This is a genomic window from Pelagicoccus sp. SDUM812003, from assembly GCF_031127815.1.
Classification (GTDB): Bacteria; Verrucomicrobiota; Verrucomicrobiia; order Opitutales; family Opitutaceae; genus Pelagicoccus.
The window spans coordinates 37,547-50,123 of the sequence record NZ_JARXHY010000010.1; the positions used below are offsets into that span (position 1 = coordinate 37,547).

Annotated in this window: 7 protein-coding genes; 2 read left to right on the plus strand and 5 right to left on the minus strand. The window is 58.7% G+C overall.

What is annotated here, in order from left to right:
* The first annotated feature begins 126 nt into the window (after positions 1-126).
* Positions 127-5,244 (plus strand): fibronectin type III domain-containing protein, encoded by a 5,118-nt coding sequence (locus QEH54_RS14140; RefSeq protein ID WP_309019344.1) that lies wholly within the window; start codon positions 127-129, stop codon positions 5,242-5,244.
* Between the two features lie 113 nt (positions 5,245-5,357).
* Here the strand turns inward: QEH54_RS14140 and QEH54_RS14145 are convergent, their stop codons facing one another.
* Both QEH54_RS14145 and QEH54_RS14150 read right to left on the minus strand, forming a co-directional pair.
* Positions 5,358-5,675: a DUF4405 domain-containing protein gene (locus tag QEH54_RS14145; RefSeq protein ID WP_309019345.1), complete on the minus strand. Its 318-nt coding sequence runs from the start codon at positions 5,673-5,675 to the stop codon at positions 5,358-5,360.
* A 133-nt stretch (positions 5,676-5,808) separates the two neighbouring features.
* A complete protein-coding gene (locus tag QEH54_RS14150) occupies positions 5,809-6,660 on the minus strand; it encodes an RluA family pseudouridine synthase (RefSeq protein ID WP_309019346.1) in 852 nt (283 codons plus the stop codon).
* 226 nt (positions 6,661-6,886) lie between these two features.
* Between QEH54_RS14150 and QEH54_RS14155 the strand changes: the two genes are divergently transcribed.
* On the plus strand, positions 6,887-7,957 hold the full coding sequence (locus tag QEH54_RS14155; protein WP_309019347.1) for a methylated-DNA--[protein]-cysteine S-methyltransferase: 1,071 nt from the start codon (positions 6,887-6,889) through the stop codon (positions 7,955-7,957).
* A 23-nt stretch (positions 7,958-7,980) separates the two neighbouring features.
* Here QEH54_RS14155 and QEH54_RS14160 read toward each other — a convergent pair whose 3' ends face one another.
* From QEH54_RS14160 to QEH54_RS14170, 3 genes are all read right to left on the minus strand, one after another.
* Positions 7,981-10,065, minus strand: a complete 2,085-nt coding sequence (locus QEH54_RS14160) for a TonB-dependent copper receptor (RefSeq protein ID WP_309019348.1) — start codon at positions 10,063-10,065, stop codon at positions 7,981-7,983.
* Positions 10,066-10,299: 234 nt separating this feature from the next.
* Entirely contained in the window at positions 10,300-10,686 is a 387-nt protein-coding gene (locus QEH54_RS14165; RefSeq protein ID WP_309019349.1) for a hypothetical protein, read from the minus strand.
* A 91-nt stretch (positions 10,687-10,777) separates the two neighbouring features.
* Positions 10,778-12,478, minus strand: a complete 1,701-nt coding sequence (locus tag QEH54_RS14170; RefSeq protein WP_309019350.1) for a serine hydrolase domain-containing protein — start codon at positions 12,476-12,478, stop codon at positions 10,778-10,780.
* Positions 12,479-12,577: the final 99 nt, after the last annotated feature.

Consider the following 12,577-nt stretch of genomic DNA (forward strand, 5'->3'; position numbering starts at 1 on the left):
CGCGTGCCAACCCACGGCCGGGGCGCGGCTTCCATCCCCTACGAAACACCCCTAGAATACGCATATACGCTTACATATCCTTGACAGAATTCCCTGCAAGAGTCGGCATCAGTGGACTCCCTTATTATGAACCCTCTCTCGATTCTTCGCGCCCTCTTGCTCCTCCTTTGCCCCACGCTTCTGATAGCCGCCGGCGGCAATTCCCGAAACTCCTTGGAAGTGGCCGAGATCGCCTACTTTCTGCACAGCGACGCCGACCAGATCAGCCGCTACGACCTCGAGAACCAGACCTGGCTCGACCCCATCGCCATCGACGAGTCAGCCAGCTGTTTCGTCGTCGCAGACGACTTCCTCTTCGTCGCCTACGGCAAGATTCTCTACCGCTATGCCCTCGATGGCAGCGACGCCACTCACTTGGGAAACTTCCTGCATCCCATCCTCTCTCTCCACACAGACGGCGACCTGCTCTTCGTCAACCACTCTTCCAGCGGTTACGCGTATATCGATTCCTATGACCAGAACACACTCGGCAGACTAGACAGCTTCACCGCCTACGACCCTTTCAACGCCGATGCGGTGATCGAGCCAAATCTCAACGAGATCTACAGCGTCTATGGAAACGAGAGACGCTTCGCCATCGGATACGAAGACAACGGAGAATTCAGCACGAGCCTCAGATCGCAATACTCCGGCAACGCGACCATCGGCAGCAAACTCTTCCTCTGGTCTGGAAAGAGCCGCCAGATCGGCCGGCGCGGCTGGGTCTACGACAGCGTCACCTTGGAAACCATCGGACAGCTAGCGGAGGTCGATAGCCTCGCTTTCGTCGAGGGAGAACTGCCGATCATCGTTTCCTCAGATCAATTGCTCGTCTACTCCAAAGACCTGAGGGAAACCGACCGAATCCAGCTGCAAGCCGCGAATGGCAACCTGTTCCTTCACGGTCAGACGGCCTCGGTTTTCTATCCAGACTCCGCTTCCGATCATGGCTACACCCTGCAGCGCATCGCCTTCTCCGAGCTTGCGATCGATGACCCAAGCGCCCCGATCGATCCTGCGAAATTCGCCTTCGAGCCAGATGAAGTCTTCGCCGCCTCGAACGGAAAGCTCTACCTGTCGTATCACAAGCTCAGCGCCCTCTTCACTTGGGACATCGCCACCCAGGACTGGGACTCGACCATCGAGCTCGACGGCCTGCCATCGGCCATTCGCTACTCCTCTGAAAACGAGCTCATCTACCTCGCCTACCCAGATGGACGAATAAACAAGATCGATCCTAGCGCTTCAAATCCGAGCGAGAGCCTCATCGTGGATACGGAGAGCCAGATCAACTCCCTGGTGGCCGCGGGATCCTTCATCTACACCTCGATCAGCGGCAACTCCTGGTACGGAATAAAAATCTACGACCTGAGCGGAGAAGAAACCGGCTCCGTCCAACACCAAATCGATACCTTCGACGCAGTTTGGGCAACGGGCAGAGTCGTCTCCAACAGAGGAAACTATTCCACCCTCTACGACTTCGTCGTGCAAGAATCCGGGGCCACCGGCACCAATGGCTCGAAGAGCTTCAACGACATCAGCGTATCCGGGGCGCTCTTTCCACATCCAGGCCAGCAGCTCGTTCTCACCAGCAGCGGCGTGCTCTACAACCCTCTGGAAAAGGATATCGACGGCGTGCTGCCGGAGTCTGTGGTCGGGGCGACCTGGATCGACGGCCAGCTGTTCACCCTGCACCGCAGCGCCCTCAAAACCTGGAACCAGCCGACCTACTCTGAGAAAAGCAGCCTCGCTCTCCAGAGCCCGCCATACGCCCTTAGCAGCACCCACGACGGGAAACTCGCTTTGGTAACCCTGCCTAGCAACGGAAAACCTCGCATCAGCATTCTGGATACGGGATTCAATATCCAGTCGCTCGACGATATTCCAGATCCCGAGCTCTCCTTTGGCCAGATGAACGCCAGCGCCCTGAGCGTGGAATGGACTCCCTGCCCCGGAGCGCAAAACTACCTGGTGGAAAGAAGCATCTCCAGCGAGGGGCCCTGGCAGCAAGTCGCTTCTCTCGGCTTCGATTCCGGTACTTTCGCAGACATCGATATAGCGGTCGGAGAAACCTACTACTATCGAGTGAAAGCCACCAACGGATCGCTCGAGTCAGCCTACTCGAACGTCATCGCCGTCGATACGAGTCGCGATCCCTCTACCGGCGAAATCAGCGATCCGTCACAGATTTCTCGATACGTCAGCTCCGCGGTCGTCGATGCCAACGATATCCTGTACGTCACCATCAACAGCCAAAAAGGCATCTACCGATACGACCTGCAGAAACAGACCTGGCTCGAGGGCATTCCCACCACCTACAACCCGAGCAACCTCTACTACAGCGATGCCCGTCATTCCCTCTTCTTCAACGAGAGCGACCAAGGCATCATGGAGGTCAACCTCAAGGGAACGCCCCTTGTCGCCGTTCCCTTCAAGAATTTCTCCAACTACTTCAGCGGAAACATCCGACTGGCCACGGAAGACTTCGTTCTGCTTACCAACTACAGCAGCCACTACCTCTACGATCCCCTCGGAAACCTCCTAAGCGAAAACTCCGTCTATCCGATCGACAGCAATGCCATCATCGTCTGGGACGAAGCCAAGCGATCCTACTCGTGGAGCGAGTCGTCCAGGGTCTACGAAGTCAAAGTCGGACCTAACGGATCGATCGAGAGCAGCTACAAGCCCATCGAAAACAACGATCGCTTCATCGCAAGCAACGACGACCACAGCCTCTTTCTTTCCCAGTCCGGAAACCTCTACTCCGCAAACACATTTGGAAAGCTCTATTCCCTGGCCGACCATGTGGAGTCCGCCCTCTGGCTCGGAGAGGAGCTCATCACAATCGCCAGCGCATCGATTCAAAAGCGCGCCCCCTCCACCTTCGAAGTCACTGACTCCCTGCCGCTCGAAAAAGACCGCCGCTCCCTGCTGCCGCTTTCCGACGGCCGATTCGCCCTGTTGCAAGGCGACTACTCGAGCAGTCCAGACATCGTCGTCCTCGATCCAGACCTGAAAACCTCGCCACCCGACACCCTCGCCGCCCCACCTTCATTCAGGATTCAGAATGCCTATTCCCACCAAAACGTCCTCCAGTGGAACGACATCGGAGGCGAATTGGGCTATCAGCTCGAGCGGCGAACAAACGCGGGGAAATGGGAGAAAATCGCCGAGCTCGACAAGGACTCCACCTCCTACACCGACCCCGACATCACCTCCGGCAACACCTACTCCTATCGCATTCGAGGCATCAATGGAGACACCCCCTCTAGCCTTTCCGACACGGTCGCCATCCCGTCCGACCCGCCCAAAGCCCCCACCGCGCTAAAGGCCACGAAAATCGGCGAGCGCACCTATAGACTGGAATGGCAAGCCTCCGAAAACGCTCTGTACTACCAGATTCGCTACTCCACAAACGCAGGCTCGTCCTGGAATAATCACCAGTCAGGCCTGTACCTTTCTGAGCCTGAAGGCGCTCTGACCATCTCCACAAACCAGATCTGGCTCCTGCGCGTTCGGGCCGTCGGCTCATTCGGGCAAACCGCAGTGAGTGAATCCATCACCCTCTACGAAGACCTCGAAAAGCCGGCCGCTCCAGATTCGCTCGTAGCCACTCCGATCGATTTCCTCTCCGTCTCCCTGAACTGGTCGGAGACCTACCGAGCGACGGGCTACCTGCTCGAACGCAAGCAACCAGACAGCAGCCCAGAATGGACCACCATCGCGACTCTGGAAGCGTCGACACGCAACTACTACGACGTTCCTCTCGAAGAGGACACGCGCTACCAATACCGCGTGAGCGCCATCAATCCAAGCGGCACATCGGCTCCGAAGCTCTCCAGTACCATCGTCACCCCAAAGCGCTTGCCCCCCCAAGCGCCCAAACTCATCGCCGGCCAGCAAGGCGACGACGCCGTCCTGCTAAACTGGTCCAACACGTCCTGGGACGCCGAGCACCGCATCCTGCGTAGACTAGTCGAGGAGACGGAATGGACCGAGCTGGAAATCGAGGACCCCGACTCTCAGAGCTACCTCGACACCGGTCTGGAGATTGGGTCGACCTACGTCTACACCGCGATCGCCAGCAACCCCGCAGGCGAGTCCCCCTACGCGGTCAGGTCAATCATAACGATCATGCCACAGCAAATCGTCTTCCAAGACGACTTCACCAACGGCATCGACCGTGCTAGCTACAACCTGATCCAAGGAAGCATCGCCACCGATGAAGATAGCGACATCGGCAACTACCTGAAAATGGAAAGCTCCTACTCGAGCATCATGACGCTGCCCCTGGATCTTCGAAACGGCGGGACCCTAAGCTTCGACCTAAAATTCGAGGGCTCCCCTGTGTCCCTCAGCAACAACGTGCTAACGATCGACCTAGGGGTAAACAACTCTCAGCCAAGGGCCGCATCCATCGAAGCGACCCAGAGACTGACCAACAGCTGGACCCGCTACTCGGTCAACATACCCGAAGGCATGAGCGGCACCGAGACCTATGTCATCCTACGGCATTTCCAAACTTACCAATACACAAACCGCTTTCTTTTCGACAATATCGTCGTCAGCAGAGCCGCTCCCCCGATCCCATTGCCTCCGCTCACGGTGGCAGCGAAATCAGCTCCGGACGGCGGCGTATCCGTTTTCTGGACACCTTCGTTGTACGCCAAAAGCTATCTGGTCGAAGTCAGCACGGACCAGGGCGAGAGCTGGCAGTTCGCATTCCTAGCGCTCGAGAATCAAACCCACTACCACGAGCCATCGCCCTACAACGAGGAGAGCATCTACCGCGTCATCGCCGCCAACTCGACAGGCCAATCCGAGCCCACTCTATCCAACGCGGCAGCATCCAGCGTCGAGCTCGCCGACGCAGTTCAGATGGGCATCGATAAAGTGATCGCCGATCCGGACACCTATCAGCTCTACAACGCGACTCACTTGGAGGAAGCCCGCGAGCAGGGACACCTCGACGTGCAAAACAACCCGGGCGGATTCGGTCTTTATCAGCAAGAGTTCATCTCCAACCTCTACTACCGCCTCAGCAGCGAGCCGGTGCAAATCAAGGGCGACTTGATCAGTTTCGGCTGGATCCTCTACCGCAGCTCCGACCTCATCGACTGGACCGAGCATCCCTTCACCATCGAGTTCGAAAACGACCCGGAGAGCGAAGCCGAGTTCATAAAGATTCGCCCCGACACCGAGTGACGCAATCCTCGGTCAAAGACCGTTTTGACAATCTCCTCAGGGCAGCCTTCGCCGGCTGCCCTTTTTCATTTCCGATTCCCTCAACGCTCCAACAGCGGCCAAACCTAGCTCCTCTAGCGCCCCGTCACCGGAGCTAGCAAGGGCAGCAAAAAGATCACCAGCCCGGCCGCGATGCCGATCAAGCCGATCTTCTGCTTGGCCCCGAGAAGGGCCCGCTGGATCCATTTCCAGTGCATGGCCAGATGCACGATCACCAAAGCGCCCAAAAACAGCCCCACCCACCAGTGCAGCTCGCCCCAGTCATGCCGTCCTAGACCCAGCACCTCCAGACCATGCCCCTGCCGCCCTCTGGGCAAACGCAGCTCCAAGGCGAAGCCCGTCCCCAACATGAAGGCGCTGCCCATGAACAGCAGCACGTTGATCGTTTTCAAAAGTCCGGATCGAGAAAAAAGAGTTGCGCTCATAAGCAACAAAACGCCCCTCCCTTCCTCCCGAATTCCTGGGACGAAAAACTAGCGCTCCCGCTTCCCACGCTCAAAAGAGCTTCTAATCTCCTTCCGCCGACTAGAGCGCGAAGCCGCTCGGCAAAGGAGCTTCGATCAGAACCATATAACCCGTTTTCGGATGCGGCAGCTCCAGCTGGGCCGCGTGCAGGGCCAGCCGCCCGAGTGGATCCGTCTGGGCCCCGTATTTCCTGTCTCCAGCGATTGGATACCCGAGAGCTGCGAGCTGGGCCCGGATCTGGTTCTTCTTGCCCGTTTCCAGCTGGATGCGCAGCAGCGAATTCGTCTCGCTCGACGCCACTCGCTTCCAGGACAGGCTGGCCCGCACCGCGCCGGGCATCGGCCGATCGTAGGCTTTCATGACCAAGCGGTCATTCTCCTTCAGGTAATGCTCCAGGCGCCCCGTCTCGCCGCGCGGGCTCCCTTCCACCAGGGCGTAGTAGACCTTGCTGGCCTTTCCCCAATTCTTCTCCACCACCGCTTGGGCGTCCTCCGTCTTGGCGAAGAGTAGCACCCCGGAAGTATAGCGATCTAGACGATGCACCACGAAGGCTCGCTCCCGATAGGCGGCCAGGGCTCGGTTCACCCGGGCATAGGCCGTTTGGGCCTTCTCGTAGGCAGTCGCAACCGTGAGCAACCCATTGGGCTTGTTGATGGCGATCAGCCACTTGTCCTCGTAAAGCACCGGATATGGAAACGATCGCCCCGCCGCCTCCACTTGATCGCGGATCTCTACCTCGTCCCCTGGAGAGACCTTCGCATCATGGCGCGAGTAGGAGCGCCCGTTGACATGCACCCGTCCGCTCTTCAGCAACTCCTTCACCCGCAGCCGCTTCCAGCCTGGCAAGCTGGCTAGCAAATGCTCGAGCAAACCACAGTCGATTGAAGGAGACGGCAAACGCTGACCATGCATAAAGTTTCGTTCCCCCAATGCAAATGCCCGCCAGGAGGAAATTTCCCAGCTAAAACGAGCCGCTCACGCTCGAATTTTCCTGAGGCGAATCATGCTCGCTCGATCTTCGCCTCCTCCATTGACTGCTCCGCCGCCGTAGCTGAATGCTAGCCCTCGCCTGACGTGAAAGTTCCCTGTCGCAAAATCGGTGGTACGACGGCGAACTGATGCGCTAAACTTGCCCTCGATGACACCGCAAGCCCTCCTGCCAGATCCTCAAACCATGTACCGCGCCTTCGTGGAGAAGGACGCCTCCTTCGAAGGGCTCTTCGTGATGGGCGTGCGTACCACCGGCATCTTCTGTCGCCCCACCTGCCCCGCTCGCAAACCGAAACCGGAAAACGTGGAGTTCTTCCCGCGCCCTGGGGACGCCTTGGCCGCTGGCTACCGCCCGTGCAAGCGCTGCCGACCGCTCGAAGCCAAAGGGAGCGCTCCTGCTTGGCTGGCGCCACTCATGAAGGCGGTCGAAGCCGATCCGACGAAGCGCTGGACCGCCCAAGACATTCGCGACCTAGGCATCGATCCCGCTCGCGCCCGACGTTGGTTCCGAGCAGAACATGGTATGACTTTTCTGGCCTACCTTAGGTCTCGACGGCTCGGCGACGCGTTTTCGCGCATAAAAGAAGGCAGCGATCTGCTGGAAGCGGCGGCCTCGGCGGATTTCGATTCGGTGAGCGGCTTCTGCGACGCCCTGCGAAAGCGGGCGGGCGCCTCCGCAACGCGGATCAAAGATCGCCTCCCGCTCAAGGTCGAACAAGTCGCCTCGCCCCTCGGGCCCATCATGGTCGCGGGAGACGACGAAGCGGTGTACCTCGTCGAATTCTGGGATCGCCGCATGCTGGAAACCCAGTTTTCCGTCCTTGAAAAACGACTACACGCCGTTTTCTTCCCAGGCAGCTCCTCAGCCACGCGTCAGATCGCGAAGGAGCTGCAAGCCTACTTCACCGGCGCTTTGCGGCGCTTCGAAACGCCTATTCGCTTTCCCGGCACCGAGCACCAGCAGCTCGTCTGGAAAGAGCTGCTGGCGACCCCTTATGGCGAAACCTGGTCCTACGGCGAGCTCGCAGCCCGTATCGGGAAGCGTTCTGCGGTGCGGTCCGTGGCCCGAGCGGTGGGAGAAAACCGTTTCGCCATCGTCATCCCCTGCCACCGCATCGTTGGAGCGGATGGAAAACTCACCGGCTACGGCGGCGGACTCTGGCGAAAGCGGTTTCTCCTGGAGCACGAGCGGAACATTCTAGGGAAAACGCTTCTGTAGTAGCGACCTATTCATACCTTCGCTCAGAATCGCGTATCCACCCGAGCCCAGAGCTGACGTCCCGGCTCATTCACCCGCAAGGTCTGCCAGTAGCCTGCGACCGCAGAGCCGGCCCGGCTGATATGCTCGCTGTATTCAGAATCGTATACATTATCGATGCCTAGCGACACTCGAGCGTGGTCGGTAAAGTACCACGACGCGTTGAGCGAAAAAACGTCGAATGCATCCGAGGGTCCGATATCCTGACCCACTATACTGCCCTGTCCGACGGCCACTCGCTCTTGAGACGAAACGATTCTCCAAAGGGAGCCTATACTCCAGTTCCGCCGCGTGTAGGAGAGTCCCAATCGTGCCTCGAGCGGAGGCATTTGGGCGAGCGGCAGATCGTCGCTCAGGTTTCGCCCCCGCACGTAGGCCAGGCTCGCGTCAGCCTTCCAAAACTCGTCAATCCGCCAGACCGCCGACGCTTCGCCGCCGACCGTTTTCGCATCGATATTTCGCACTACCGTGGCTGCACGCGCACCTCCCCCTGCTGAGGTTTTCAGAACGCCACTCTCAATGAGTATGAAATCGTCGATTTCGCTATAGAATCCCGCAATTGAATATCGGATACGCCCCTTGCTATAAACGTATCCAACATCTACTTGCACGGTTCGCTCCGGGTCCGTTTCGAATCCACTCACGTCTGACTCGCTTTCGTAGCGAACCAGCTCCCAATAGTCAGGAAAGCGCTCCACAGAGCCAACACCCGCGTAGAACTGGCCTGTTTCTCGTTCTCTTTCGTAACGAAGGAAGCCACTGCCGAGAGTGGTTTCTCGCTTCAAACCGGATGTAGGATTAGGAGCCATTGACATCATGGACAGATTCACGCTGGAGCGTAGATCCTCGGCTCTCCAGCGATCCACTCGCACACCCGCCGCTAAGGTATCCGTTTCCCCAAGGGCATAGCGCGATTCCGCGAAGAGACCCCACTGCTCGAACTGAGCGTCCTTCATTCGAACTTGGGTTTGATAGGGCATTCGCTCCTGATTCATACTGCCTCGTATCGAGTGGTCGTTTGACTGAGCATCCGCGCCGATCAGAAGCTCGAGTCGATTGCTCGGTTCAAGCCGCGCCGAGACCTTGCCTCCCTGAGTTCGCCGATCGGGATTTGAAACCGTAGGATTCGGCATCATCATGTTCGGCGAAAAGGACCGCAGGCTATAGTTGTCCATGACATGATCCACATAGTTGTATCCATATTCCAACTCCACCGAACGCAGCGTATCACTCAGCGATTCCTTGCGAAAACGGAGGGTTAGCGATTCTCGATCAAAGCGCACGCCATCCATCGCCCGGTCGGCATAGGCTGCTTCACCATCGCTGCGGGTTAAGCCCACCTGCAGCAGAGAATCTTCGTCGGGCGTCCACCCGAAACTGAGATTCGCGTTCCACCGCATGTGCTCGGAATGAACCGCTTGCCCCGATCCATCTTCGTAATCATCCGAGTCGGCTCGGTTTAGGGTCACTCGGGAAAAGAAACGAGGGCTCTCCGCGGAAGCTGCAGCAGCCAGATCCCTGCGACCGAAGCTGCCCGCCAACAGATGGGCCTCGCCGGATAGGCTGTTCTCCGATGGCCGTTCGTGGCGCGACTCGAAGCGTACCACCCCTGCGGAATTGCCCGGCCCCTGGGCGACCGTCTGCGGCCCTTTTAGAATCGTCACCGTGTCGTATGCGGCAGGAAAAACGTAGGCGGTGGGCGGGTCCATCCGGTAGCCACATCCTCCATAGATAGGCTGCCCCTCCACAGCAATCACCAGCCGCGAGCCGGCCATGCCTCGCAGCACCGGATCGCCGTCCGTGCCCCCCTTGCGAACGACCGAGAATCCGGGCACGCTTTTCAGCAAGTCCGCTCCATCCTGGGCGGGCAATGGCTGAACAGGCGCCTTGGCGTCCAAGGTGAGCTCCAAAGGGTGAACCGACTCGGGAATGGTGACCACGACGGGTTGCAGTTCCACCACTGGAGTTTCCGGTTCGCTCGCGGACTCCGCTGCAGAGAGCACGTTTGGAAAGAGAGCGAGATAAGCGAGAGTTGCCCGATTGAAAGGGCGTGAGTGAAAGATATTCATTTTCAGAAAGAGATTGTTGCGTTCGATTTAGCATTCGCATGGACGACTCTCCATGCTCGATCGTCCTCTCGGTTCACTTGAGAGAAACGCGTTCGCCATACGGCGAAGGTACCCATCGTTTGGGTACAACCCGACTATCGCACAAAAGGTACGATCCTCCTCTGCCAGCACCACCAACAAATGGATACACCGACTCAGCAGTCGACCGCACGCGACAGCCAACGTAGGAGGAAACTAGCTCAAACGTTTGGGCGGGGGCGACGGAGGTCTCAGCCTCCACGGATCTGGCGCAGCGATCTCTCTGCTGCTAAACCCTGCCGCGATCGCGATCCCGACAGGCAATCGTTCTTCGGTGCGAGCAAGCATCAAAGGCTCCTTTTTGGAATCGCTTCCCGTGATCAGGTCGAACTCGGTTTCCCAGCGTGCTTGCGAAACCGTCTCGCACACGCCGCAAAGCTCTTCGCCATCGAAGGTCTTGCTCAGAGCTTCCTTGAAACTCATCTCCTGGGCGTAGAGCGCGATCATGCGCGTCCACCCCGCCAGCTGCAAAACGTCCCAATGCACGCCGGTCGACATCAACCAAACGCACAACACTAGAACGAGTCTAACAGCCTTAGTCACGTTCCAAGGGCATGCTCATGCTCCACCAGGAGGCAACACGTTTTTTTGTAGACGCAGCTCTTTCCCAAAACGTTGCGGCGACGCGAAACGCCTAATCTTCCGTTTCGCCTAACAATCCAAGGCGCAGAAAAACGCTCTCCTCTGGAGCAATTGGGCTTGGCGACCGCAGAAAGTAGGGAAACGCTTCGCCGTCGAGCGTCGAAGGCTGCCAATCCAGCCTCTCCCAGCTCCTCAGATCCGTGGAATGCTCGAGCACATAGGGAACCTCGCTCTGGCTTCGAAACAGGGCCAGTTGAAATCGCTCATCCACAATGGAGAGGCCGAGTTCGCCGCGCTGGCCAGCGTCGAACAAATCGGAGCCCAACAGCGCTTCCATGGCGTTCGCCACCCCGTCTCCATCTTCGTCTCCAAAACGCGAATACACCTCGAACTCGAAGCGCTGCGACTCGCCTCGGTAGAACGGCCCCGTGGGAAAGGACGCCCTAAGCACGACTTGCCCCGGCGCTTCCCCCGTGCGCACTCGCCCATCCACCAAGGATGCTGGCCCCTCGACGATCTCCAGGCGGGGTAGATCCGGCGGGACTCCCTTCGCCATCTTGAGCCGCACCCCTACTTCAGGAGCGTTGGTAAACTGGATTCTATGCGCCTGAATCTCGATCGACTGCTCGATACCATGCTCCTTCAGCACACCCACCATGTCATCGTGCGGCCAATAGGTGATGCTCCCGAACATGCGGTCCATGTTGGCGATAAACCCAATCGCAATTCCGGAATCCGGAGCGTAGCCGACGGACGAGGCGTAACTCAGCAAGCCGCCATGTCCCCAAAAGGATACGCCCTGCCGCGCGTCCGGCATGGCGCCGAGCCCGTATTGGCCGAAGCCCTGAGCCTCGAAGTCCACCATCTGTTCGAGAGAGGACGTGCTCAAGACTTCGCCGCCATAGAGCGCCCGGCCCCACTTCACCAAGTCGCTCGAGGTGGTGAACATGCCGCCAGATGTCCAGAACAGGGAGCTGATCGAAGCCTGGGCTGTATCCTTTTCCGCTTCGATTCGTCCATCCCTGTTGTAGTCGGTCATCACCAGCTGATCCGGCAAGGCGTCGAATCCGCCCAAGTAGGTCGAGCAGAGGCCCAATGGCTCGAGCAATCGCTCACGCAAGGTCTCCACGAAGGCTTGGCCCGTCACCTCCTCCACCACCATGCCGAGCAGAATGAAGTTCGTATTGGAATAACTGTAGCGCTCGCCCGGCTCGAATCGCGGCGGCAAGAGATACGTTTCCAGAACCTCGCGCGGACTCCACCTCCGCTCCGGGCTAGCCACCGCGACTCGAATCGGACTGGACGGGTGGTCGGAGAAATTCGCGACGCCGCTGGTCATGCTGAGCAGGTGCCTCAAGGTCGCCGTCTCGGGCACGTTTTCTATCCTTCCCAAATAGGAGGAGACCAAGTCGTCCAGCTGCAGGCGGCCCTCGTCTCTTAGCTGCAGGGCAATCGCCGCCACGTAGGTCTTGGTGATGCTGGCGATGCCGAAAACGCTCGCGGCATCGACCGGAGTCGCCTCCGCATCCCCCACATCCCCATACACGCCGGTCCAGGTCCGATACCCGGGGATCGAGATGGAATAACTCACTCCGCGAAAGGTGCCCTGAGCGGCGCCCTGTTCCAGCTTCGCCTGCAACGCTGCCGCCAAAGCGTCGTCAAGCGTACGCAGCTCCTCGCCAGCTCCGCGACAAACCACGAGCAGCCAAATCGAGCCTAGGCGAACCAGACTTGAGCGAGAGAAAAAGGGCACAGCAGGGTCTATCTCGTTCCGGCTCAAAACCCTTCAAAATCGCTGGTCGAAGCTCGGGCGCAGAGGGTGACGGAGAGCCGTTTTTACATTTCCTGTGGA

Bases quoted from the DNA above. Each gene is read 5' to 3' on its own strand.
- QEH54_RS14160 (WP_309019348.1), bottom strand. From the start codon at position 10,065: ATGAATATCTTTCACTCACGCCCTTTCAATCGGGCAACTCTCGCTTAT.
- QEH54_RS14150 (WP_309019346.1), bottom strand. From the start codon at position 6,660: ATGCATGGTCAGCGTTTGCCGTCTCCTTCAATCGACTGTGGTTTGCTC.
- QEH54_RS14140 (WP_309019344.1), top strand. From the start codon at position 127: ATGAACCCTCTCTCGATTCTTCGCGCCCTCTTGCTCCTCCTTTGCCCC.
- QEH54_RS14155 (WP_309019347.1), top strand. From the start codon at position 6,887: ATGACACCGCAAGCCCTCCTGCCAGATCCTCAAACCATGTACCGCGCC.